This is a genomic window from Xanthomarina arctica (assembly GCF_014638915.1).
Classification (GTDB): domain Bacteria; phylum Bacteroidota; class Bacteroidia; order Flavobacteriales; family Flavobacteriaceae; genus Xanthomarina; species Xanthomarina arctica.
This window is the reverse complement of the sequence record NZ_BMFQ01000002.1, coordinates 875140-901104: the sequence shown is the minus strand read 5'-3', so window position 1 is coordinate 901104 and position 25965 is coordinate 875140. Positions and strand designations below refer to the sequence as shown.

Genomic DNA, 25965 nt, shown 5'->3' with positions numbered 1-25965 from the left:
TGCTACTTAAGTAGCCGTTCATAATGTAAAACTCACAAAAAATTTATCAATGCATAGATAAATTATCCATTGGTTCTATGTTCTTTACTTTCTTAATCAAGAAAATAATTGGAATACATACCAAGAAAAATACGCCAAGGGATACAAAAACATCTTTATAAGTTACCAAATAAACCTGTTCTGTGAGCATTCCATTTAAAACACCTAATGCTTGTTGTTTCGCTTCAAAAGCGTTGGTTCCTTTGGCTATTAATCCTTCAGTAATGGATTGCAAACGTGCTAAAACCTTCGGGTCGTTACTGTTTAAATGTGTCGCTAAAACACTTCTGTTCTGTGCTGCTTTATTTCCTAAATAGGTGGCCAAAATAGCAATCCCAAAAGAGCCTCCTAATTGACGCATCATATTATTGATTCCGGTAGATTGCCCAATATCACGTCCTTTTAAGCCTTGTAATGACAAAATGGCTAATGGTAAGAATAAAAAACCCATACCAAAACCTCTTAACAACAATGGCCAGAAAAAAGCAGATTCACTCGTGTCTGGTGCAATGATAGTGGATGTCATTAAACAAAAGGCTCCAAATATTATAAAACCTATCGGCACTAAAAATTTAGGCGATACACCTTTTGAAATTAAAGCCCCTACCACAGGCATCATTGCTCCACCTAACAATGCTCCAGGAATTAAAAGCTCGCCTGTTTGTGTTGCAGTATAGCCTAATATTTGTTGCGTGAAAACCGGATAAATAAACACGGAACCAAACAATCCAAACCCCATAATAAAAGACAGAAATGTACCAACGGCTACGTTTCTATTCTTCATCACTTTTAAATCTACTATTGGATTTGCTTGTGTTAGCATGCGCCATATAAAACTGATGATACCAAATGCTGCTATAAATGTAAAACTTATGATAAACGACGATTGGAACCAGTCGTCATCATTTCCTTTTTCTAAAACTAATTGTAAAGAGCCCACACCAATAATAAGCATCAAAAGACCTGTCCAATCAATAGATTTCTTAACTTTCCCTTTAATGTAAGTGGCTTGATTTTTTATATAAGTAAACGCCAAGATGGATGCAATAATCCCTATGGGTAAATTAATAAAGAAGATCCAATGCCAAGACAAATTATCCACAATTACACCTCCTAAAGTGGGGCCAATAGTAGGTCCAATAACCACTCCCATACCAAACAGCCCATTAGCTAACCCTAATTGTTTTTCTGGAAAGGTTTCTACTAAAATAGTTTGAGAAGTTGTTAGTAAAGCACCTCCAGCCATACCTTGTATAAATCTAAAAAATACAAGTTCCCAAATTCCTGTAGATAAACCACAAAATACAGATGCTATTGTAAATAACATTACTGAAGTGATGAAGTAATTTCGCCTTCCAAAGGTTTCAGATAAAAATCCTGCCAATGGAATAACAATAACATTAGCAATAGCATAAGCAGAAACCACCCAAGTCACTTCATTTAGCGTGGCACCAAGGTTACCCATCATGTCTGTTAAGGCAACGTTGACAATAGATACATCAACCAGCTCTAACATGGAACATAGAATAACCGTAATGGTAATTAGCCATTTTTTTGCGCCAGTTTCTGCCATTACTTAGTATGAGTTGGGATACTTACGGTTACACTCATTCCAGCTTCTAAATTATAATCTGTAGGAATAACATCCGTAAATTCAAGTTTTACAGGCACAAGCTGTACTACTTTTACAAAATTTCCAGTAGCATTATCTGGTGGTAATAAAGCATAAGTTGATCCTGTAGCTGGCGAAAGCATGGTAACTTTAGCATTAAATACTTTATCAGGATAAGTATCAACGGTTATTGTTGCTATATCTCCTTCTTTAATTTTATTAAGTTGGGTTTCTTTAAAATTGGCAACTACCCAAATGTTACTTCCAATAATATCTGTAAGAGGCTGACCAGCTTGTACAAATTGGCCTTCTTTAATGCCTACTTCGGCCAAACGACCATTATTAGGCGCAGTAATGGTAGTATAAGAATAAATGAGTTTTGCATTTGCTAAATCTGCTTCACGCATTTTTACTATGGCTTCAGCTGCTTTTATGCCATCTTCGGCTGTTCCTACTTGTTTTTCAGAAACTGCATATTGCGCTTTAGCTGCTTGATATTGTGCTTCTGCAGCTGTGGCCTCAGCTTGAACAGCATCAAAACTAGCTTTTGTAATCACATCTTCATTTACCAAATTTTGTGCTCGTTGTAAATCTTGTTCTGCCTTAATTTTTGAAGCTTCCACAGCTTTTATATTTGAACTCGAAACCCCTAAACCTGTTTTTAAAGTGCTTGGATTGCGTTTTGCAACTTCCAAATTTGCGATAGAATTTTGTAGGTTGGCTTCTGCAACAGCTACTTGAATAGCGTAATTAGAAGTGTCTATTGTAAATAAGGTATCTCCTTTTTTTACATTCTGATAATCGTTAACAAATGTTTTTGTAATTCGTCCTGATACTTGTGGTATTAAATGATATTGGTTGGTTGCTAATTGTGCATTGTCTGTTGTTTCGTGGTGTAACATAAAGAGTAAATATTTTATTCCGAAGAATAAACCTATGGCCAAAATAGCACCTATAATGATAAATTTTAATGGATTCTTTTTCTTTTGAATTGGTTTTGTTTCTGTTGTTGTTTCCATGTTATATTGATAGGTAGATTGATTAATTAATATAAATTAATACCCATGGCTTTTCTAAGACGATAGGTATTTAAGGTGTAATTAAATATGGTATTCAGTTTATTTATTTCTGATTGAGATAATGCTATTTCGGCATCCAATAAATCGAGATTGGTGATTACTCCGTTTTTATATTTTAAACGTGCTAATTCTGCAGCTTGTTCAGCTTGTGTAACTTGTAGATTGGATCGTTCAATTTTTTGATAAGAATTGTTTAAGTTCTCGATAGCCTGCTTAACTTCAGCTTCTAATTGATTTGAAGTGTTTTCTAGATTAAAATCTGAAGCATCTTTTAAAGCTTTTGCCTCTTTTAATGATGCTTTGTTTTTAAAGCCATTAAATAATGGGATTGTTAATTGTGCTGTAGCTACATAATTTAATTGTAATAGATTGATGTCTGGTTGAATGGCATTTTTATAACCACCTTGCAGGTTTGCTGATAAATAGGGGTTAAAGTTTCTTCGTGCTAATAACTCTTGTAAAGTAGCGTTTTCTGTCTGCAATTCAGATAGCTTAAATTCAGGTCTATTTGTTATGTTTATATTGGTAGTTAGTGCATTTGGGCTCTCTATTTTTAACCAATTATTAACTAATTTTTCGGTATCTATGTTCTCTTGCCCTGTAAGTTGGATTAATTGAATAAATGCGTTACTTAAATCCGTTTGCAAATCTAACAATCTGTCTGATGCTGAAGATACTTTGACCTCTGTGGTCATTATTTCGTAATTAGTAGCTTCTCCATTTTCTTGCAGTTTTTTGGTTTGAGTTAAAGTAATATTAAAAGCTTCAATCTGTTTGTTTTGTACTTTAATGGCTTCTTGTAAAAAGTGAATTTGATAATAGATTTGAATGGTTGCAAAAGCCAATTCTTGTTTGGTTCGTAACAAAGAAACATCAGCTGTTTCTTCGCCATTTTCGGCAAGTTTTACTCCAGTATTTGTTCTCCCAAAATCATAAATATTAATATTCAATTCAAGATTGAGATTATAATTATCTATTGGAATAAATGCAAAATCTTGAATTCCTTGGGCAGTAGGAAAAGGCACATAACCTGTTGGATCTAAACGTGTGTATCCAGAATTTGCAGTTAATTGTGGATAATAATTGGCTTTCGCTTTTTCAATAGATGCTGTTGATGCCAATCTAGATGCTTCAGCTTGTTTTATTTGTGGATTATTGGCAATGGTTAATGCAATAGCTTGCTCTAAATTTATTTGTTCTTGTGCATTTACAAACGCAATTGTTGTAATACAAAGTAGTAAGAATATATTTTTTTTTCCCATGTTTGTTCTGTAATAAGACTTCTAATAATAAAGTAAAAATACTACTGTATATTAGCTATTTTTGCTACTTAGGTAGCAGATTGGTTAATTTAAAAAAAAAAGGAAAGAGGCTGCTTAAAGTAACCTCCATCACGCTATTAATCAGTTATAGGGAAAAATAACTGACCTTTCATCAATCAAAACTATGAGTCAATAAAATAAATAAGTTAAAAATTGATTAACAATTTTTTTTAATTAATAAGTTTTCTTAAAATAATGGAAATACTCCCAAAGGATATACATACTCAGGTTGATGCTCCTTGAAGTGTGATTCTGTTTTCTTTACGTGTTCTTCAGCTCTTTTTTTCCAATCTTCATACTCTTTTTTTAGTTTTTCACCCTCAATAGTAAGTTTTTCTCCTTCTTTTTTAGCATCATCTTTTAATTTGGAAGTACCTGCTTCAAGGTTTTTAAGGTTCATATTAAAAACTTGGTGAAACCTTGAATCTTTTACATTTTCTTTAGGTGTAAGCACAAACACATCATCTGTAGCTAAATAGTTATGAGCAATGTTAATTTCAGCATTAGCAACGGCTTCTTTAAAACCTTGTTCTGAGACATCAAAATTATCCTCAAGTTTTCCTGCAATATCTCTTAATTGGTCTATGGCCATGTCAAGATTTAATTTATATAATCCAGAAACATCTTTGCCTTCTTCTAATAGAGCATCAACACCTTGAATAATTTGTTTTGAAGCAACTTGCTTATCATCTGCTTTTATGGACGCTAATGCATCGCTAAAATATGTGTCAGATTTTCTAGGAACCACATCTACGGTAGTTTCCTCGATAGCTTCATTAATAAGTGCTTCTTTTTTTGCTTCGTTTTCTTTACAACTCACGAATAAGATTGCAATTACTACAACGGTAATGAGATTTGTGTTTTTCATTGTTATCGGTTTTTTTGTTATTTATTTGATTTTTTAAAATTACAGTGTAAATGTATGATGCTTTCAACTCATTGAATGATACTTAAGTAGCACTATTGATTATTTAGCATTTTATAAATGAACTCTCAATCAATCTTAAAAGTGATTACAGGTATGTCAAAGTGATTCACCATTTCCTCACTTAAGTTATGGTTAAAAAAATGAGCTAATCCTCTTCTTGCGTGAGTAGGTATGGCAATAAGATCGGCACCAATACTTTTGCTAAAATTGATAATACCTTTTTCTATATCTCGGTCATTATATTTTTGAACCTCAAATTTATTTGGGTCAAATCCAGCTTCTTTAACTAAATGATTAATTTTTTCATCAATATCATTTGAAGTCATAAAGGCATCTCCTGGAGTGTTAATATGAAGTAAGTAAAGTTTTGCATCCAGCTGCTTGCAAAAAGCAAAAGCTTTTTTTAAAGTGGAAAGCGTATCAGTTTTTAGATCTGTTACAAAAACAAGGTTCTTTACATTAAAATCTAAATGCTTATTTTTTATAACAATGACAGGAATTTCTGAACTACGGACTACTTTTTCAGTATGAGAGCCAACAAATACTTCCTTTAAACCCGTTGCTCCATGAGAACCCATAACAATTATATCTGCCTGGTATTTTTTTGCAGTTGTATTTATTTCATTAAAATTTAAATGATTCTGTATGGCTTCTTCATAAGTAACTCCTTCTAAAAATTTATGCTCTCTTAAGGCTTCAAAATTTTTATGTGCTAATTTCATGTAAAAGACAGCAGCAGGAGGGTTGCCTCCACTTGATAAGATAGGGTTGATAACATCATTTGTTTCAGAAACACTTGGTAATAAATGGTCTTTTATTTCTAGCATATGCAAGAGCACAAGTTTACTATTTGTTTTTTTACTTAATTGAACTGCTACTTCAAGCGCATAATTTGCAGTTTCCGAAAAATCTGTTGGTACTAATATGGTTTTCATAATTGGTTCTTAAATTTTAAATGATTGATACTGTTTTTTAACTTTTTTTGTTCCAAATAAATCTGAAAAGCTCACAATAATCTAATGTTCAACAAAACTGCCGTCTTCATCAGAAAACAAGGTAATAGTTTTACTACCGTTTTTAATAACAACATAATCTGTAATAGTATCTCCTAAAAGATGACGATAATAGTTAATTATTATCCAATCAGGATAGGCTTTGTTTACTTTATGGGTAACTTCTTGAGGTATGTCTATTGTTGGTTTGTTACTCATAACACTCATTAAGATACCTTCAAAGGAGTAAGTAGCTAAAAGTTCGTCATCTTCTCCTTTAAGGCTTACCGTAATAGCTTCAAATTCATCTACAATGCCACCGTTAGATTCTTCAATAAATTCATCATTTGCAGTTTTACGAGGAATTCCGGAATAACCAGTAATCTCATAGTTTGGGAATTCAGATTTTACAGAATTTTGAATGGCATTAGGCACAATGTCTTGCTTAATTGGAATTGTAGTTCCTTCATCTTGAGCATTTATAGCAGTTGTAGTTGTAAAAAGCAAAACCATAATAATATTATAATAAATTGTTTTCATATTGTGTTTATTTAAGTATTGTAAAAGTATAATGACTTTTTGTGTTTAAATGCTACGTAAGTAGCAATCATCAAATCATATTTTTTAAAATGATTAATAGTTTAAAATGCATCAACGTGTTGAGTCAATAATTGATAGTTCAATATGGTTGTTTGTTTACGTTGTACGCTTATAATACCGTTTCTTTTAAATTGTTGTATGTGACGATTTACGACAGCTCTTGTAGACCCTATCATATTAGCAATTTCATCATGAGATAAATCGTTAATTTTTTCTAAATGTTTAGATTCGTTACAGTTAGACACAAATAAGCGGGCTAATCGTGTTGGAATATCTGCCAATATATTATCTGTAAGGTTTACCTCCATGACACGCATTTGACTTGACATATATGGCATAAAGGTTTTGTAAACTGCTGGATATTTTTCCATCCAATGACGCATATTAGTCATGGATGTATAGAGAACTTCTACTTCATCTATAGTGGTAAAATTAATATTGTGTTTTTTACCATCTATAAGAGCCATAATATCTACAACATCTCCTTTTCCTAATAAAGACAAAGTATAATTTCTATCTGTATCAAAATTTGTTTTATAGGTTTTTATACGTCCAGATAAAATGATGTAAAAGTTGTTTGAACTATTATCCCCTTCAAAAAACTCTGTACCTTTTTGCCAAGTGGTATACTTGCAGTTTTCTAATAGAGAAATTACTGCCTCATTATTTAAGTGTTTAAATAACTTGTGATTTTCTAATTGAGTTAGACAAACAGAATAATTAATGGCTGTAGTTTTCATAATTTTAGTTTTAATTGAGGTAGTCCTTTTTTGAGTTCTTATCACTCTTTTTATTTTAAGTTTTCAATAGTGTTGGCAGTTCCGCTTATAAATAACAAGTAATTTCCTTGTCTTAATTCTGTAATGTTTTGTTTAGCGTCTTCTTCATTTATACCTAGTCCTCTAATAATGCCATAAACTCCTGTCCCTAATGCGCCTAAAGGTTTGCCATCTATTTCTTGTAAAAAAAATGGCGATAGATTTCCAATGCAAAAAATGGTTCCAATTTCTGGGTTAAAAAATAGACCAGATTTTGACTTTGCACTAAACTCATTATGTAGTACTGTTTTTAAATTTTGAAATTGTTGTGTACACAATACCACATCATTAGCTATTGGTGCTTTGCATTTTTCTAAAACAGAAAATTGAAGTCTTTCCTTAGTTATATCATGACATTTATCTATAGCTAAATGTAACTGAGACATGTCTTGAAATGACTTTACTAAAAACTGATTTCGGTTAGACTGTACTGGATTTTGAATTGTTGCTGACAAACTTAACATCGTTTATTGTTTAATTATGATGCTAAGGTATAGTGCATTGTAAAGCTGTTGAAGGACTTAAGTCAGTCCATCAAAAAAGGGCAGTGAAATTTTATGAAATTGACTGACATAGGTCAGTCATTTGTGTTTTTTGAAGTTTATGAAAGTGGAAAAACTCTTATTTTAAAGGCTTTTAAAGAGTGTGGGAAATAATATTATTTTATTATAAAAAAAATCTAATTTATTTTATTATACCAACAAGGTTTTGGAAACCTTGCAGGAATTGTACTAGAATGACAACAAATTTAACAATCTGCAATGTCTTGTAATTTTTTTTCATTTAAAAGTATAAAGCGTTTTCCGTCTTCAACTTTTATCAGTTTTTCGTTTTTAAAATCACGTAACGTTCGTATGGCTGTTTCCGTGGCAGTACCAATAATGCCCGCAAAATCTTCTCTAGGAATATTGATGCCAATTTCGGTTTCGCCTGTGATAATACCTTTATTGAAAAGGTGTAATAAAGCTTTAGCAGCACGTTGGCGCACTGGTGTAAATGCCATATCAAATAATTGGTTTTGCAAGTCTATCATATTATTAGACAACATCTCGATAAACTTGTTAGATACGGTTTTGTTTTCGTAAATGAGTTTGGTAAAATCAACTTTATGTATGGCACAGACTTCTGCTTGTTCCATAACCATTGCAGTTTCAGTATATTTACCTGTATTGCCTAACAAACAAAGTTGACCAATAAATTCTCCCTTGTTATAAATACCAGAAACAAACTCTTTAGCACTTTCACTAATACGAAAGGTTTTTACCGTACCATTGGCAATAAAATACAAATGGTTAGCTGGTTTGCCTTCTTCAAAAATAAGGTCTTTGTTATTAAAACTTACGGTTTCAGCATTATTTGCCAAATCTTCTAGTTTTAAATATTTTGAAGCATCTTGTAAAAATTGGTTGATACTATTGGTAGTATTTCCGTAGGACTTTTTAAAAAATTCATTTTTTTTTAGTCGAGTTTCAATCGCATTAACAAGCTCTTCAGGCTCAAAAGGTTTGGTGATATAATCGTCTGCACCTAAGGTCATACCTTTTCTAAAATCACACTTTTCACTTTTAGCAGATAAAAATATGAAGGGTATTTTAGCCGTTTTTTCATTTTCTTGTAATTGTTCAAAAACACCATAGCCATCTAATTTTGGCATCATTATATCACAAATAATAAGGTCTGGAATAATTCTAAGTGCCTGTTTTACGCCTTGTATTCCATCTGATGCAGTCGAAATTTTATAGTCTTCTAACATTAATATATCTGCTGTGACCTCTCTAATGTCTGCATTGTCTTCTATAATTAAAATGTGTGTCATGTTTTTTTAAATCTTAAAGGCATTTGGAAACGTAAGTATAAAAGTTGTACCTACATTTTGTTCACTCTTAAAACGTATTTTTCCACCCATTAACTCTGTATATTGTTTTACAATGTTTAGGCCTAACCCTGTACCTTCTATACTTGTAACATTACCTGCTCTAAAAAATCGCTCAAACAAATGCTGTTGTTCACTCTCAGGAATCCCTCTTCCTTCGTCTTTTATAGCGATACTCAATTCGGTTTCTATTTCCGAAAGTTTAACGGTTATCGTTCTTCCTTCAGAAGAATATTTGATGGCATTGGTTATTAAATTTTGAATTATATGGTCTAGTAATTTTTCATCTAAAAATACATCTTTCCTTTTTAATGTATTGATAAGTGTAATAGTTTGTCCTTCTTTTTTACTGTCTTGAAGCACTTCAATAGCACTAGTTGCAAAATCAATGATATTAAAATGCTTAGGATTGGAAATCACCTTGCCTTCTTCAATTTTACTAAGGTTTAAAAAATCGTCTAAAATAACAACCAGATTTTGTACATTATTTTTAATACGTTGCACATAATCTGTTCGCTTTTCTGCTTGGTCTACTTTATTAAATTTTTCTATAATGGAAGCTGATAAATTAATGGCACTCAAAGGTGTTCTAAATTCATGCGATGCCATAGCAATAAAGCGCGATTTCAATTCATTAAGTTCACGCTCTTTTTGCAAGGCGTGTTCTACTTTTTTTTCATGTTGTTTTTGTAGGGAAATGTTTGTATATACCAACAATGCTTTTTTAATTCTCCCTGTAGCATCGTATAAAGGCGTGGTGTTTACGGCATAAGTTAACGATTTGTATGACAACTCATAGGTTAAATGCTCTCCTTCTAAAGTTTTTTTAATGTGGATTTTAAAGTTTGCTCTAAGGTCATTGGGGAAACTTTCTAGTTCATCTATCGTTTTTCCTTTTTCAAAATTAAAAGTATTTAGTTTATGATGTCCTAAATCTTCGCCTTCTGCATATTGTATTTTGTACTTGGCATCGACGACAATAATAATACCATTCGGAAAATTTTTTACAACTCCATCAAGCAAACCTAAATCTATTTTGGTCTTTTGCTCTGCCAAACGCAGTAACTTAGATTTTTCTTGCATATCTAAGTTGGTTTCCACTAATTTTTTAACGGTTGCAGAGAGTTCTTCTGTTCTTTCTGTTATTTTTTCCTCTAATAACCGTTCCTTATTTGCAAACTCTTCCTGTTGTACTTTTCGCATTACTGCGTCATTTTCTACGAGTTTAGTTAAGTCTTTCTGAATGACTATGTAATGGGTTAGATTATTTTCGGAATTAAAAACAGGGCTTAAGGATAGCTCACTATAAAATAGTGTACCATCATTTTTGTAATTGCGAAGCACAACCTCACAAGTTTCAGCATTTTTAATGGCGTTTTTTATAATGTCCTGTTCTTTTTGCTGAGTAGTATCATTTTGTAAAATTTTACAGTTTTTGCCAATAATTTCTTCTTTTGCAAAACCCGTCATTTTCGCATACGCAGTATTGCAGAATACTACAGGTCTATTTGGTTGAAGTACATCTATTATTACAATAGCGCAACTTGCAACTTCCATAGCTTGAAGCTGAATATGTTGTAAATTATCTGGTATTGTCTGTTTTGTATTCAATAATTATAAGTTATTAATTGAAATTTTAAATATAAAATGGTTTTTAAAACATTCAAACTATTTTATAATTCTAATGTCCTAAAAGGAATTGTTATTATTGAATTTTAGTTTAAAGAAATGGTGTTACAAGTTATGAATTTCTTTGTTATTATTTAGCCTATTTTGGTTACTTACTACTATTTTAACGTTTATTTAAAAACATTTAGATAGCAATAAAAAGGTAATAAATAAAATAGTTACTTTGAAATGCAGGTTGAAATAATTAGTATTTGAAAAACACAAGCTAAAACACCAGCTAATGCAGAAAGCCGAAACAAGAAGGTATTAGTTTTCATTTGGTTTCATCATGCGACTTAATACTTTAGTAAGATTAACTAAGTCTAAATCCGTATCATACGCAACATAAACTTTTATCCAATATGGATTGAATTTTTCCTTAAAAAAGCGCAAACTCTTATAATGGCTAAATTTCTTAATATTTTCGTAAGCTAATTTTAAGGCTTGTTCAGTCATGTTTTCTGGCTTATCAATACCAGACAATGGCACCATACCTATATTGACGGTTCTATATCCCAATACCTTATAATGTTGCATCATTTTAGCATAGAGAAAATCCATAATGCCATTTGGTGCCTCAGCAGTTTTTCGCATTAGGTCAAAATTGAGCTCGTCCTTAACACTATCGTCTATAATATTTAAAAACGCTTCTATTTTACCTTGGTCGTTCTCAACCGTTAAAATGGTTTGATTTTTTAATTCACTCTTAATAAAATAGCCTTGTGAAAATGCTAACTCTTTACGTTTCATATCTGTTAACCAAGCATCAGAAATATTTGCTAATTGCTGAAGGAACGCGTCACTTTGAGGAGCTTCGTTTACTTTAAAAACAAATCCTGCTTTTTCAACTTTGTTAATTGAATTTCTTAAGGGTTTAGCATCGCCTCCTTCTAAGGTAAAAGTATCCAAATTAACATAAGCATCTTCGCCTAATAATAATTTCTTCTTTCCTAAAGTGTCATAAATGCCAAGTGTGTTTTCAGGAATACGATAATATATGACATTCCGATTTTGTGAGAGCATAACCATTTCAAATTCTTTTATATGTTCTATAATGACTTCCGAAACATTGGTTTTTAAAACTGGATTTTCTAAAGCTACTGCGTAGCGAGGTGTAGTTTTGTAAGAAATGAAACCTTCATCTATTCCAAAAAAATAAAACTGTTTATCTTCATAGGTTTTAAAATAATCCAATGACGAATTCCCAAAAGTTTTAACCAATTGCTTTGCTTTTTGAATGTCTGAAGTATTTGTGGTTTTTTCCGTAGTAAACGATTTGTATAACAACCACACAAAGTATAAGATACTAGAGACACCCAACATGTTAATACTGTATAAAAAATAACGTCCAAAAGCAGTTACTGGTTTTAGGTTTCCATCTAATAAAATGAAGGTTTTTAAAGTCTCTGTAATAGACTCATCTAATGTAAAATTGGTGTTAAAATGTCTTACATCAAGAAAATAAAAACCAACAATCCCATAAATTAAAACGCTACAAATTAATACAAGTCCCTTTTGCCACATGAAGGCCTTCAATGGAACAGATTTAATATAATATGTTTTTCGTTGATATAATAAAACAATAATGGTTATAGCTGCTAGCATTGCTTCTTCATAATCAATACCCTTAATAAAATGACCTACAAAAGATACGATGGTTAAGAATAGTGCCAAATAATAAGAATTTTTATAGCCTTTTATCAGAGCAACAGAAGTAGCTATAAGAATAATACCAATAACTAAAACAGCCGTATTTGAAACTTCTATAATATCGTAAGGAATAAAATCTTTAAGGATTTTTAACCGAACGGCTAATGCTGGGGTTAACGCTGAAAGCACATTTGCAATACCTAAAAACAATAATAATACGGGTACTAATAACTGCATAAACAAACCATCTTTTTTAAAAAGTAAGGCAAAGATGCCTAAGATCATGACACTCCAAAATTCAAAAAACCGGAATAAAAAAACCATTGATAATGCTGTTACAGCAGAATAATCAAACAGTGTTAAAGCGTATGTTAATGCTAATTCTATAGCTCCTATACCTCTTAAAAAGGGAGAACTCATTAAAATAATCAAGACTAAAGCATATCCTATGATGGCTACAATAAGTGAAGGTGTTAACCCTAAAGCACCCATAGCAATATATAAATGAGATATACCAATTAGCTCGATAATACAAGATAATAGTAAGACCTTAAGTAGTTCTATTTTATTAAGTGGCTGTGTTTGCAAATCAGAAATAACTTTTGCAAATGTGGGTGCTAATTTTAATATTTTCTGGTATACAAATCTTTTTTTAACAATACTTATTACAACATAAATCAGTAACGAGAAAATTAGAGTAGCGGCTAAAATACCATAAACCATATTTCCTTTTAAACCTCCTTTAATGAATAATAAGATAACAGCAGGAATAGCAACTAAAATACTGGAAAGTATAGAGCAAATGGAGAATAGGGTAGAGGCATAATAAATATATGTCTTTTCTATTCCTTGCTTTTCTTCAATATCCTTATTAAAAAAAAGAACATTAGTAAGTGTCCCAGCAGGAATAAAAATACTAATGAAGTTGCGTTTAAGGTATAATAACATACCCACATTGAATGGAATTTTACGCTGTACAGCTTTAAAACTGTGTTGATACATCCAGCCTTGTACTGCAACAAATAATAAAATAAGGACTATTCCACAAAACAACCAAAAGGGTTTGGCCTGTAATAAAACTGTTTTTACATCTGTAAGTTCTGTGCCTTCATGTTTTATAAAGTACACTGCAAGTAATACGGAAAGTATGCCCAAGGCAATTTGAAGAATTAATTTCCAATGATTTTTTATTTGTTGAAGATGTAATTGTAATTTCATTTTAGTTTAAAACAATATATGTTATTATACCAAATAAATAGCCTATAAGAGCTGTAATAGATATATTCTTAAAATACCAAACAAAATCAATTTTAAATATTCCCATTATTGCTACTCCTGCAGCAGATCCAATAATTAAGATACTACCTCCAGTTCCTGCGCAATAAGCCAATAACTCCCAAAAAGTGCTATCTACAGAATGCACGTCTATAGAATACATTCCCATAGTAGCAGCAACCATAGGTACATTATCTATAATTGAAGAAAATATTCCAATTAAGCCATCAATAACATAAACACTATTAAAATTTTTATCTAGTATTCCAGATAGTTGTGTTAAATGTCCTGCTGTCTGTAATGCAGCAACTGCCATTAAAATTCCTAAAAAGAATAAAATACTTGGAGTGTCAATTCTTTCAATGATTCCAGAAATAGACAAAGACCTGCGGTGCTCATCATTCTTCTTTTTATGCAAAATTTCTGTTAGAATCCAAATGATGCTTAATCCAAATAATATGCCCATAAATGGAGGTAAATGTGTTATGGTTTTAAAAATTGGAACAAATAGTAAAGCGGCTATTCCTGTTGTAAACACTAAATATTTTTCAAAAGCACTTACTCTTTGGTCTGTTTTATCGGTGTCCTCTGAATTTGTATATTCATACACAATACTGCCTTTCATTTTTATACTAAAAATAATTAATGGAATTAAAGCAGCAACCAAACTTGGAAAAAAAATCTGGGTAATGATATTAGTTGCTGTTATTTGACCTCCAATCCAAAGCATTATGGTTGTTACATCTCCAATTGGAGACCAGGCACCACCAGCATTAGCCGAAATAATTATCATGGAAGCAAAAAGCCATAAATCATTTTTGTCTTTAATCATTTTTTTAAGAACAGCAGCCATAACAATACAAGTTGTTAAATTATCTAATGCTGCAGACAGAAAAAAAGTAACTAAACTTAGAGCCCAAAGCAAATGGCTTTTTTTTGTATTTTTATTTTATCAGTAATAATGCTAAAACCTTCGTGAGCGTCTATTAATTCTACAATAGTCATGGCGCCAAGTAGAAAAAATAAAATTTCAGAAATTTCACCAATTTGTTTTAAGAGAGATTCAGTTAAGAAATGATGAGAAGTGTTAACATCTAAATTTGGAAAAATAGTTGAACTCCCAAAGACTAAAAGTACCCAACATAAAACACCTAAGAGTAGGGCCGTTGCTGTTTTATTTATTTTAATATTATGTTCTAAAGCTATAGCTAGATATCCTATTGCAAAAATTATTATAATAGCTATATACATACTTAATTTTTATTTATAGCCTTTTTATAAGGTCTTATAATTAATCCTAAAGGTCTATCATAATTAATGTAATTTGAAAACCAATCTATTAAAGCAATAAATTTATTCCGGAAACCTACCAATGAAAAGATATGAATAAACATCCAAACCAACCAAGCAAACGCACCTTGAAATTTCCATTTTGGTAAATCGACAACTGCTTTTTTTCTACCAACAGTGGCCATGGAACCTTTATCTTTATATTTGAATACCTCAAAAGGTTTGCCAACTATTAGTCTTAAAATATTGTTAGATAGTTGTTTTCCTTGTTGCTGTGCCACAGGTGCTAACATTGGTAATCCTTTTGGGTTTTCTTCGGAAAGATGTGCAGACACATCACCAATAGCAAATACATTTTTCAAACCTAAAACTTGATTAAATTCGTTTACCGATATACGGTTACCACCAACAATGACTTCTTTTGGCAAACCATTTATTGGCGCACCTTTTACTCCAGCTGTCCAAATAACCGTATCTGTTGTAAAGGTGGTGTTATCTGCAAGGGTAATGGTTGTACCATCATAACTATTCACTTTGGCGTTTAAAAATACATTGACACCCAATTCTTTAAGATAAACTTCACTTTTTATAGACGCATTTTTAGACATTACTGCTAATAATTTTGGAGCAGCTTCATATAGGTTAATGGTCATTTTAGAGGTGTCTAAATCTGGAAAATCTTTTGGTATGACATACCGTTTCATTTCTGCTAAGGCTCCGGCTAGTTCAATTCCTGCAGGACCTCCACCAACAATTGCTATGTTAAGAATCTCTTCTAAGGGTTCCTTTTTAATATCCTCCATAGCTTTTTCTAAATTCTGAAAAATGGAGCTTCGCAAGTTGAGTGCATCAGGTATGGATTTTAAAGTGAGCAATTTATCCTTTACAGGTTCAAAATTGAAAAAATTATTTTGACTTCCTGTGGCTATAATTAAATAGTCATAAGGAATTGTTCCAGCAGATGTTGAGAGTGTTTTATCTTGAAAAGACATAGAAAACACTTCTGCCATTCTAAAACTAACATTCTTATAATTTCTGAAAATCCTACGAACAGGATATGCTATATTACCTGGTTCAAGACCTCCAGTTGCTACTTGATACATTAAAGGTTGAAAGTTGTGGTAATTATGTTGATCAATTAACAAAATTTCAACAGGTTTGTTTTTGAATGATTTTGCCATAGCAATGCCGCCAAAGCCAGCGCCAATAATGACTATTTTCGGTTTTTGAGCCATGTGTCTAAAGGTTGTAAAACAATATTAATAATAAGTACTAAAAAGGTGCATATTAAAGTTTCTGTAAAAAAGCCTGCACCAGAAATACAGCCAATAGCTGCGCTACACCAAATAGTGGCGGCTGTTGTCAATCCGTGGACGGTCGCACCTTCTTTAAAAATAATTCCAGCTCCTAGAAAGCCAATACCAGAGACCACCTGAGCAATAATTCTGGTGACATCCACATCATTAGAAAAATGATTAAATTGAATGGAAAGCATGGTGAAAATAGCTGCTCCAGTAGCAACCAACATATTCGTTTTAAGCCCTGCAGACTTATGCTGCCATTGCCGTTCAAAACCAATAAGAAGTCCTGCTAACGAAGCAGCACAAAGTCTTAATAAAAAATCGGTTGTGGTCATAATGTTTTCAAGATATAACAATTAAAAATTGTATTCAGGATCTGAACAAAAATATAATGTAGAACATTTTTAAAATGCTACTTAGGTAGCAGTTTCTATAAATAATCAAACTTATCTTTGAATAATAAAATTAGAATAAAAGCATAAACTAATGGCAAAGATAATTTCAGTAGATTTACTACTCAACACACCAGATGTAATAGATATTACAGATAACCAAACGGATATTACTGTAACTACCAAATTACAGTTTCACGAACCAGATATTAAAGGAAAACTTGACTATTATCTGCATTTATTTGTTTACGATGTGCATTCTAATGTGGATCCACCAGTAATAATAGCAAATTGGGATGAAAGCTATGTTATTCCTGTAGAAACCTCATTGGATCATCCAGACGATTTTTTGGGTACTATAGCCATTCATATTCAAGCAACAGAAAAAGAGATGACCATTGAAACACCCATGACTTTAAAGTTAGGCAATATAAGAGGAAGTGGTGCTTATTATGTAAGAAACTTAGAGGTTTTTGCAACTGCCGTACCAATGGTAAGTCGTGTTTCTAAATGGTCCAAACCTTCTGTTACGACTATTTTAAGATAACAAAAATACGCGATGTCGGTATACTAAACGTTTTAGATGGAAGAGATGTTGCCGGTAATGATATTCCAGTAATAACTAAAATACAGTTTCACGATTTAGACATCCAGAATAATATGGAATATTGCTTACATTTATTTGTATATAATGTGTATGGAATTGTAAATCCACCACTTATAATAACAAATTGAGATGAAATCCATGTTATGCAGTAAGAAACCTCATTAAATAGTCCAGATGATTTTTTAGGCATGAAGCAACATAAAAAGAGGTCACCATTCAAACATCTAGATTTTAAAACATGGAAAAATAAAAGGAAGTGGTGTATATTATGACAGAAAAGTGGAAGTTTTTGCAACCATAGCAACAGCAATTGGTAGAGCTTCAAAATGGTCTAAACAATTTATCACAAAAATTTAGAAGTAATAATCAAATCAAAAAAATAATGGAACTCTTCAAAAAAATAAAGCAAATTACCCATTTAATGAAACAAGTAGATTTCAATGAGTTGGGTAAGATTTCAGAAAAAATAGATTTACCTAAAATCATGAAATCCGTTGGTGATTTGGATGATACCCAACTCAATGGCCTTATGAAAATGCTTACTGAGAAAGCAAAAAAAGGACAGCACAAATTACCTCCTATAGACGGCGATTTTTATGATTACGATTTAAAACTGACGCTACAACAGCGAGCCATACAGATGAAAGTTCGTGATTTTATGGAAACTGAAATTGATCCTATTGCAAATCATTATTGGAACAAAGCTGAATTCCCTATGGAAATAATTCCAAAATTGGCTGCTTTAAACATTTGTGGTGTGGCTTATGAAGGCTATGGTTGTCCTAACTTACCTTTTTTAATGGAAGGGATTATTGCAGAAGAATTAGCTCGTGTGGATGTCTCAATTTCTACCTTTTTCGGGGTGCATAGTGGCCTTGCCATGGGCTCAATATATCTCTGTGGAAGTGATGAGCAAAAACAAGAATGGCTACCAAAAATGCAAAAAATGGAACTTATTGGTGCCTTTGGATTAACCGAGCCTAATGTAGGTAGTGCAGTTGCAGGAGGTATGGAAACCACCTGTAAAAAAGTTGGCGACCAATGGATTTTAAACGGTCAGAAAAAATGGATTGGAAACGCCACATTTGCTGATGTGATTATTATTTGGGCTAGAGATATAGACGATAATCAAGCCAAAGGATTTTTAGTGCGAAAAGGAAATCCAGGCTATAAAGCTGAAAAAATTGAAAATAAAATGGCTTTGCGTACCGTACAAAATGCACTCATTACTATTACAGATTGTAAAATACCAGAAACAGATCGTTTACAAAAAGCGAATTCTTTTAAAGATACGGCCAAAGTGCTTCGTATGACTCGTGCTGGTGTAGCATGGCAAGCTTTAGGATGTGCTAGAGGGGCTTATGAAAATGCTTTAAAATACACTAAAAAACGTGAGCAATTTGGAAAGCCCATTGCAAAGTTTCAGCTTATTCAAAATCATTTAGTAGAAATGCTTGCTAATCTTACAGCAATGAAAGCGATGGTGTATCGTCTTTCAGAATTACAAGATCAAGGCTTATTGACAGACGAACATGCTTCACTAGCCAAAGTATTCTGCTCTATGCGAACCAGAGATGTGGTAAGTCGCGCTCGTGAAGTTATGGGTGGCAATGGTATTTTATTAGAATATAATGTGGCTCGTTTTGTTGCAGATGCAGAAGCCATTTATTCTTATGAAGGGACAAAAGAGATTAACTCCCTAATTGTTGGTAGAGCAATTACAGGATATAGTGCGTTTGTGTAAATAACAAGTTATTTCATAATTAATCACCAACATACATTAGTTTTTAGCTAAAACCCTATCCTTGAAATTGCCTTTCATTTCGAAAGAGTTGATTATAAAATTAAATATGATTGTGTACTATAATAAACAATTATGCTATTTTTACTATATTTGTGTATTATAATAAACAATTTATGATTGATACAGTAACTATTAAGGAAGTGAAATTACAATTGGGAGAGCTTTGTAAACAGAAAAGACAAAGTTATGAAATGTCCCAAGAAGATCTTGCCGATGCTTTAGAATTATCTCGATATACCATTCAAAAATTTGAGAATGGTAAAAATGCCACAATAGATACGGTATTAAAAATAGCAAATCATTTCGATTTACTAGAAAATTTATATCAAGCATTAAAGGACTTGGAAAACACGAATGATATAAACTCACTCTATTAATAATGGCAAAAAATAATATCATAGATGTTGTGTTGTTTGGTCTAGAAATAGGCAAAGTAGGCTATGATGTTGATAAGCGTACATCTTTCTTTCAATACAATCCAGAATTTTTAGAGTCCAATCAATACAGTAATATATTTCCTTATGTTTTTAAACGTGTAAAACCCATTCAAGTATTTACACAATTTGAAGGAGAAACATTCAGGGGTTTACCACCAATGATTGCTGATTCTTTACCAGATATGTTTGGTAACATCATTTTTAAAGAGTGGATTGAAGCCAAAAACAAAGAGGTTAAAAAAATCACACCATTGGAGCAGTTAACCTATGTGTCTAATCGTGGTATGGGAGCATTAGAATATCATCCTTCGGTAGAAATACCAAAAACTGCAACGATTAATATTGACGAAATCGTTGAGGTGTTAAATAAAGTTTTAGACCTAAAAAATGAAACATCTCAAGAAACTTTAAGCGACATAGCGCTATTAAATATTTTTAAAATAGGGACCTCTGCAGGAGGGGCAAGGCCTAAAATTTTAATTTCTAAAAACAAAATATCTGGAAAAATTATTCCTGGAGACATAGAATATTCTGATGCTTACAATCACTATCTCGTAAAGTTGTGTATGGGTGAAGAATGGGGATATAATAAAGAAAAAATAGAATATGCATATTATCTATTAGCCCAAGAGGTCGGAATCCAAATGATGTCTTCAAAATTGATAGAAAATAAGCATTTTGCAACGCTGCGTTACGACAGGCAAAATGGAGAAAAACAACACGTTTTAACTGTATCTGGATTAACTGGTTGGGATTTTAAAAAACCAGAGAATGCCAGTTATGAAAATGTTTTCAAGGTAGCAATAGACCTTAAAGTACCACACAAGGATATTCAAGAACTATTTAGACGTATGGTATTTAATATAGTTTTTGCCAATATAGATGACCATTTAAAAAACCACAGCTTCATCTATAACAAAAACACGAATTCTTGGAATCTGGCACCTGCATATGACTTAACATATCCATTAAATATAAATCTAACATTTAGTAATGTAACCAGAGCTTTGTCTATAAACAACAAAAGGAGTAATATTACCATGGAAGATGTTTTAATCATTGCAGAAGCATACGCAATAAAAAATCCAAAAGGGATTATAAAAGAGATACAAGAAGCTACTTTAAAATGGGAAGGTTTCACAAAAGAATTAGAAATACCTGTAAAAGTAAGTGAGGCAATTAAGAAAGAATTTGTAATACTCTTATAATTATTTTATTTCTTAATGCTGAAGGATTGAGGATCTCATGTTCGAATCCCTTAGGGGTCGGTAATAAAAACGTAACTACTTACTTATTAGTTTATTAAAGCAGTTAGTTATTAAAATTGTGCCAATTTTGTGCCAATACAGGTTTTTTTAAAAAGGGATTAGTAATATAATATATTACTTTTTTAGCTTTTTTTAGACTGGCAAACATGTAGAATAACAATGCTCCAATTAGAAACGAAATCAAATCAGAAAGAAGATTTATAGTTATGTCTTTAAGCAATTCCATTATTTCTAAGAGTCTAGGGTTAATCCCCTTTCTTATGTTTATGTGGCTTTAGTGATGGCGTATTTTTTGGAGTTTCCTTATTATCTCGTTGACGTCTGTCTGGTTTTCCTGTGGAATCAGCAATTCTTTTTGGTCATGGTTTAATTCCCATAATATATTTCTTTTATTAATGTTAAATTTCACTACTACAATTTATCCTTTTTTTTGATAGTAAATTTAAATTATGTAAAATTTTTTGACTCTTCAATGTTTAAGAAATAACAGCCCCAATTATTTATTTGCTTTTAAAAAAATGTTGTTGAAAAATAAAAAGGACAGCACCGACTCAACTCCGAAAAACACATGTAACAATATCAAATTAAACTTTGACAAAAATCATAAAAATTTGCCAAAACTTAATTGGTATTATTATTGCGAATCCGATAGGGTGGAGCAATCTATTAAAAAGTGTAAAATAATAAAACGCTTGCTATTTCAATCAAAATAGCTATATTTGTATGAAATAACAATCATAATGTAATGAGTAAGAAGAAACAAATACTGTTTCCTAAACACAAAGAGGTGCTTAAGCAAATGGGTGAGAATATAAAACTAGCTCGTAAAAGAAGGAAACTAACACAAGAACAAGTAGCTGAAAGAGCAGACATTGTAAGGAGTACTTTATACTTAATTGAAACAGGAAATCCAAGTGTAACTATAGGGGCTTATTTTAATGTATTGCGAGTATTAGGTCTTCAAGACGATTTCTTAAAACTCGCAGCTGATGATGAATTTGGAAGAAAACTACAAGATTTAGATTTAATATAAAATGGCAACCGGAAAACAAGACATATACATATACGCTCATTGGAAAGGTTTGGAAGATCCACAATTAATGGGTGTTCTTTCTGCACTTCAAGCCAAAGGTAAAAAAGCTTTTAGTTTTGAGTATGATAAAGCGTGGTTAAAATCCAAAGAGCAAATATTATTAGATCCAGACATACAGTTTTTTAGTGGTCCACAGTACCCTAACAATAAAGAAAATTTTGGAGTATTTCTGGACAGTATGCCAGATACATGGGGTAAAACTTTAATGAAACGTAGAGAAGCACAACAAGCAACTGCTAAAGATGAAAAGCCTAAAACACTTTATGAGATTGATTATTTACTGGGAGTGTATGACGAAAGTCGGATGGGAGCATTACGATTTAAATTAGATCCAGAAGGACCATTTTTAGATAACAGCAACCAAAATCCAACACCACCTTGGTCTTCCATAAGAGAATTACAAGAAGCAGCAAAGAATTTTGAAAATGACGATGATAGTGATGAGGTAAGAAAATGGTTAGCAGTATTAATGGCTCCAGGATCATCACTAGGTGGAGCAAGACCAAAAGCTAATATTATAGATGAGAATAAAGAATTATGTATAGCTAAATTCCCATCTAAAAATGATATGGTGGATAAAGCAGCTTGGGAATTTTTGGCATACCAACTAGCTATAAAAGTAGGCATTCACATGTCGCTATCAAGAATTGAAAAAATTGCTGGAAACTTTAATACATTCTTTACTAAAAGATTTGATCGTGAGAATGGAGCCAGAATTCATTTTGCTTCTGCTATGACAATGACAGGAAATAATGAAGACACTATTAGAGATAACCCAGCAAGTTATTTAGAGCTTGCAGAATTCATTCAAAACCACGGTGCAACAATCAATGAGAATTTAGAACAATTATGGCGTAGAATAGTGTTTAACATAGCTATTTCAAATACAGACGATCATCTACGTAATCATGGTTTTATATTAACAAACCAAGGTTGGGTTTTATCTCCTGCATACGATTTAAATCCATCTATAGACAAGGACGGTTTAGCACTCAACATCGATATAGATAATAATGCCTTAGATTATAATGTAGCAATAAGCGTCGGTGAATTTTTCCGTTTAGAGAATAAACAAATGAATAACATAATAGCAGAAGTTAAAACCGTAGTAGCAACCTGGCAAGATGTGGCTAAAGAAATAGGGATTCCGAATAAAGAACAACAGCTAATGAGTAAAGCTTTTAATATTTAAATATCCTTTCGATTTAAATAAGTGGGTAGATAATTTAACTGATAAATAGAGTTAATATCATTAAAGCTATTCATAAAAATAGTAAAGTTTCTAAAAGAGAACTTGAGGAAATAGTTGGCTTAAGTGCGACTGCTATTGATAATAATCTAGATGCTCTAAAAGATATGAGACTTATTGAAAGAGTTGGCAGTGCAAAAGGAGGTCATTGGAAAATTAATTATATACTTCCGTAAGTGGGTAGAAAGGTGGGTGGAAAACTTACTGTTAAATAATTTTAATCAATTTAGAAAAAGATTTAAAAACCCCAGCCTTTCAACTAGGGTTTAAATCTACTTCCAAAAGATTAGTTTTTGAAGCCAACTCGTCGTTTTAGGTTTTGAAACTGGCGTATCTATTAAGTTGCTAGAATCATTATCTAAATTTTCAGAATCTTTATCTCTGTAATACTCTTGCCTTTCGGAATCTTCAATTGTCCTGACCTTACCGATTGTCTCATTAGTCCATTTCAATGACCATTCAATCTCATTATTAGTTATCCAATAATGGGATTTACAATCAAAGCTCCAGTTACCAACAGAGGGTTTAAGAGATATTGACTCGCCGTCATATAACATCTTCCATCCTGTTGGATGTAATGGTGTATTAACCTCTTTGCCACAACCACATGCACATTTATGAATGACTGATTTATATTCTAAAGAAATATATATCACACCTTCCTGTATGATATCAGGCATAAAATCAACAAATTGATGTTTAAGTTTCATTATTGAAAACGGTATTTACGTTGACTGAATAATTGCTATCATGCTCTAATCTTTGATCATTAAAGAACCCATAGTATTTCTTCCACTTAATAACAGCAAATATGGCATTCAAATCATTCAAATCTGCTATTTGAATATTGGTTTTGTAATCATCATCTTTTCCATTAGAGAAACTCACCAAACCATTGTAAACATGTTCTCTTTTATCAGGAGTACTTAAAGTGGTTCTTACAATGCCCATCAATTCATTTCCTTCTCTTTCAATTCCGAGGCCACAATCAATAAATGGGATGTTTAGATTTTCTAATTTTCTAAATATCATCTTTTTTATTTCACCCACATCAATGGAAATAAAAACAAAATCTAAACTATTCAATAAACCTAAATTAGTCTCGTTTATGTAAACCGCATGAGAAATAATGTTCTTGTGCATCTGTGAGTAAACCTCCTTAAAATATTCAACCTTGAAGGTGTTTAAGTCAATTCTTTCCTTTGTAGTTGCTCCTGGTGCTCTAAAGGCATTATGTTGCTTAAACTTATCTCCATCAAACAAATGAATTTCTCCAACTAAAGTTTTGGCCACTTTATCTAATATATAAGAACCAGTACCTCCCAAGCCAATAATTCCTATCTTTAATCCAGATAACTTTTCATTGATTGCATCAACTTCTGCTCTTGAAGAATTTGTATCGGTATAATGCAATACTGAATCTTCTTGTTTGGAATCAATCACTCTCCCGGTCCTCGCAGTTGCCTCTGGAAAATAATGTTGCGCTTGTCCTGAAAGAATATTCACGTACGTGGTCATTTTCTCATAATATGTCGGATACATTGGATTCGGTTTGTGAGAAAATAAATGGTCAATAATAATTCCATTTCCCAAATCTTGCCTTTGACTATTGTTAATCAATTGGCTCATTGGCCGTCCATCAATACCACATGGTGTTTCACCAATAAAGTAAACAACATGAGTATTAGGGCTTGGAGTTGACACGTTGGAAACCAACGTGCCATAAACCAATTCCTTTTTAGCATTCAAATAAGGAACACTATGTATTAGAAGAAAGTTGCCAACTATCTCCACTTCATAATCATCATTATGAAGCTCTTTAATACCGAGACTATGATTTGTTTGTTTCAGTAACATTGAATATCATTTTGTTTTTTACTGAAATAACATCACCTTTAAGCATACTGCCTTCAGGTTTACTCGGCACTCCATTAATATAATTTACAGTGTAAATCACATTCGGGTCAATCGAAATCTTGCCATAAGCAAGTATAACCACATCATCAAAAGATATAGTGTTTCTCGACCATTCTTTAGGTTTACTATTAACAATTACACACGCTATGGCTTCTTCTTTTTCACAAGAAACAAAGCAAGAATTTTTCGTAATAGCTATTTTATGCTCAACATCGTCTTTGTAAGATACTTCAACGTTGCCTTTACGAATCTCCTTTAAATAGAATTGGTCAGGATTAATACCTGCAACTTCCATAATCTCAATCGGAGTCATAAAGCACTCTTCAACTTCATAGTGCTTATTGTCAACTTTTATTTTAAGCTTCTTATAAGGTTTAGCCTTAAAGCCTTCAATCCCTGCTGTTTTTAGGTCAACTAACTCCTCAAGTTGGATTGGCACAAAGCCTTTCTCGTTGATTTTGTATAGTAACTCATAATCTTCAACAGGAGTCAAATTAGCAATAGTTAATAGCTCACTTCCAGTCAGTTTCGATTCGCTGGATTCGAATCTCTTTTCATTAATTTTAAAAACAAATTTCATTTTTTTTATGTTTTTTAATTATACAATTATTATCAATTTTGATAATCTAAATACTCCCGATTTTTCTTAAAAACAACATTGGGGCAGCTGTCGTTCAGGCGACAATATTTTGTTAAAACAATTGTTTAAAACATAAAAAGATGTTACATTTGTACAACAAAACAAACAAGG

26 protein-coding genes are annotated in these 25965 nt (G+C 32.0%); 8 read left to right on the top strand and 18 right to left on the bottom strand.

Translation table 11 applies throughout. The annotated features are described in order from the left end of the window. Positions 1–46 precede the first annotated feature (46 nt). The 15 genes from IEV77_RS10340 to IEV77_RS10275 form a co-directional block, all read right to left on the bottom strand. Complete coding sequence (locus tag IEV77_RS10340) at positions 47–1612, bottom strand: DHA2 family efflux MFS transporter permease subunit (protein WP_188464454.1); 1566 nt, start codon at positions 1610–1612, stop codon at positions 47–49. Beyond that, on the bottom strand, positions 1612–2670 hold the full coding sequence (locus tag IEV77_RS10335; RefSeq protein WP_188464453.1) for an HlyD family secretion protein: 1059 nt from the start codon (positions 2668–2670) through the stop codon (positions 1612–1614). Before IEV77_RS10335 ends, IEV77_RS10340 begins: the two co-directional genes overlap by 1 nt. A 26-nt stretch (positions 2671–2696) precedes the next feature. Beyond that, positions 2697–3992, bottom strand: coding sequence for a TolC family protein (locus tag IEV77_RS10330; protein ID WP_188464451.1), 1296 nt, complete (start codon positions 3990–3992; stop codon positions 2697–2699). Positions 3993–4239: 247 nt separating this feature from the next. Further along, positions 4240–4920: a hypothetical protein gene (locus tag IEV77_RS10325; RefSeq protein ID WP_188464449.1), complete on the bottom strand. Its 681-nt coding sequence runs from the start codon at positions 4918–4920 to the stop codon at positions 4240–4242. A 125-nt stretch (positions 4921–5045) separates the two neighbouring features. Further along, entirely contained in the window at positions 5046–5915 is an 870-nt protein-coding gene (locus IEV77_RS10320; protein ID WP_188464447.1) for a universal stress protein, read from the bottom strand. An 81-nt stretch (positions 5916–5996) separates the two neighbouring features. Continuing rightward, on the bottom strand, positions 5997–6512 hold the full coding sequence (locus tag IEV77_RS10315) for a hypothetical protein (RefSeq protein WP_188464445.1): 516 nt from the start codon (positions 6510–6512) through the stop codon (positions 5997–5999). Between the two features lie 101 nt (positions 6513–6613). Continuing rightward, positions 6614–7312, bottom strand: coding sequence for a Crp/Fnr family transcriptional regulator (locus IEV77_RS10310; protein ID WP_188464443.1), 699 nt, complete (start codon positions 7310–7312; stop codon positions 6614–6616). 50 nt (positions 7313–7362) lie between these two features. After that, complete coding sequence (locus tag IEV77_RS10305; RefSeq protein ID WP_188464441.1) at positions 7363–7845, bottom strand: hypothetical protein; 483 nt, start codon at positions 7843–7845, stop codon at positions 7363–7365. 293 nt (positions 7846–8138) lie between these two features. Continuing rightward, complete coding sequence (locus tag IEV77_RS10300; RefSeq protein ID WP_188464439.1) at positions 8139–9206, bottom strand: response regulator; 1068 nt, start codon at positions 9204–9206, stop codon at positions 8139–8141. A 6-nt stretch (positions 9207–9212) separates the two neighbouring features. Continuing rightward, positions 9213–10874, bottom strand: a complete 1662-nt coding sequence (locus IEV77_RS10295; RefSeq protein WP_188464437.1) for a sensor histidine kinase — start codon at positions 10872–10874, stop codon at positions 9213–9215. Positions 10875–11198: 324 nt separating this feature from the next. Continuing rightward, the gene (locus IEV77_RS10290) at positions 11199–13799 is read right to left on the bottom strand and encodes a phosphatidylglycerol lysyltransferase domain-containing protein (RefSeq protein ID WP_188464435.1); all 2601 of its coding nucleotides are present in this window, start codon (positions 13797–13799) and stop codon (positions 11199–11201) included. Between the two features lies 1 nt (position 13800). Continuing rightward, complete coding sequence (gene nhaD / locus IEV77_RS10285; RefSeq protein ID WP_229736647.1) at positions 13801–14781, bottom strand: sodium:proton antiporter NhaD; 981 nt, start codon at positions 14779–14781, stop codon at positions 13801–13803. Continuing rightward, positions 14766–15107 (bottom strand): hypothetical protein, encoded by a 342-nt coding sequence (locus IEV77_RS17480; RefSeq protein ID WP_229736646.1) that lies wholly within the window; start codon positions 15105–15107, stop codon positions 14766–14768. The genes nhaD and IEV77_RS17480 overlap by 16 nt, the downstream gene beginning before the upstream one ends. Positions 15108–15109: 2 nt before the next feature. Next, positions 15110–16381, bottom strand: coding sequence for an NAD(P)/FAD-dependent oxidoreductase (locus IEV77_RS10280; protein ID WP_188464433.1), 1272 nt, complete (start codon positions 16379–16381; stop codon positions 15110–15112). Beyond that, positions 16360–16782, bottom strand: coding sequence for an MgtC/SapB family protein (locus tag IEV77_RS10275; RefSeq protein ID WP_188464431.1), 423 nt, complete (start codon positions 16780–16782; stop codon positions 16360–16362). Before IEV77_RS10275 ends, IEV77_RS10280 begins: the two co-directional genes overlap by 22 nt. Positions 16783–16933: 151 nt before the next feature. Between IEV77_RS10275 and IEV77_RS10270 the strand changes: the two genes are divergently transcribed. The 8 genes from IEV77_RS10270 (at position 16934) to IEV77_RS17625 (ending at position 23473) form a co-directional block, all read left to right on the top strand. Then, positions 16934–17386, top strand: coding sequence for a hypothetical protein (locus IEV77_RS10270; RefSeq protein ID WP_188464429.1), 453 nt, complete (start codon positions 16934–16936; stop codon positions 17384–17386). After that, positions 17350–17574 carry a hypothetical protein gene (locus IEV77_RS10265; protein WP_188464427.1) on the top strand — a complete coding sequence of 75 codons (225 nt, stop codon included), beginning with the start codon at positions 17350–17352 and terminating at the stop codon, positions 17572–17574. The genes IEV77_RS10270 and IEV77_RS10265 overlap by 37 nt, the downstream gene beginning before the upstream one ends. A 254-nt stretch (positions 17575–17828) precedes the next feature. Next, on the top strand, positions 17829–19190 hold the full coding sequence (locus IEV77_RS10260) for an acyl-CoA dehydrogenase family protein (RefSeq protein ID WP_188464426.1): 1362 nt from the start codon (positions 17829–17831) through the stop codon (positions 19188–19190). Between the two features lie 173 nt (positions 19191–19363). Further along, a complete protein-coding gene (locus IEV77_RS10255; RefSeq protein ID WP_188464424.1) occupies positions 19364–19627 on the top strand; it encodes a helix-turn-helix domain-containing protein in 264 nt (87 codons plus the stop codon). 2 nt (positions 19628–19629) lie between these two features. Beyond that, positions 19630–20895 (top strand): type II toxin-antitoxin system HipA family toxin, encoded by a 1266-nt coding sequence (locus IEV77_RS10250; RefSeq protein ID WP_188464422.1) that lies wholly within the window; start codon positions 19630–19632, stop codon positions 20893–20895. Between the two features lie 805 nt (positions 20896–21700). Continuing rightward, positions 21701–21988: a helix-turn-helix domain-containing protein gene (locus IEV77_RS10245; RefSeq protein ID WP_188464420.1), complete on the top strand. Its 288-nt coding sequence runs from the start codon at positions 21701–21703 to the stop codon at positions 21986–21988. A gap of 1 nt (position 21989) precedes the next feature. Further along, positions 21990–23240 (top strand): type II toxin-antitoxin system HipA family toxin, encoded by a 1251-nt coding sequence (locus tag IEV77_RS10240; RefSeq protein ID WP_188464419.1) that lies wholly within the window; start codon positions 21990–21992, stop codon positions 23238–23240. 38 nt (positions 23241–23278) lie between these two features. Further along, the gene (locus IEV77_RS17625) at positions 23279–23473 is read left to right on the top strand and encodes an ArsR family transcriptional regulator (RefSeq protein WP_188464877.1); all 195 of its coding nucleotides are present in this window, start codon (positions 23279–23281) and stop codon (positions 23471–23473) included. Positions 23474–23569: 96 nt separating this feature from the next. Here IEV77_RS17625 and IEV77_RS10230 read toward each other — a convergent pair whose 3' ends face one another. The 3 genes from IEV77_RS10230 to IEV77_RS10220 are packed head-to-tail and all read right to left on the bottom strand — an operon-like array spanning position 23570 to position 25794. Beyond that, on the bottom strand, positions 23570–24007 hold the full coding sequence (locus IEV77_RS10230) for a ubiquitination-like system serine protease family protein (protein ID WP_188464417.1): 438 nt from the start codon (positions 24005–24007) through the stop codon (positions 23570–23572). After that, complete coding sequence (locus IEV77_RS10225; protein WP_188464416.1) at positions 23997–25154, bottom strand: ThiF family adenylyltransferase; 1158 nt, start codon at positions 25152–25154, stop codon at positions 23997–23999. The genes IEV77_RS10230 and IEV77_RS10225 overlap by 11 nt, the downstream gene beginning before the upstream one ends. Beyond that, positions 25129–25794, bottom strand: a complete 666-nt coding sequence (locus tag IEV77_RS10220) for a multiubiquitin domain-containing protein (RefSeq protein ID WP_188464414.1) — start codon at positions 25792–25794, stop codon at positions 25129–25131. The genes IEV77_RS10225 and IEV77_RS10220 overlap by 26 nt, the downstream gene beginning before the upstream one ends. Positions 25795–25965: the final 171 nt, after the last annotated feature.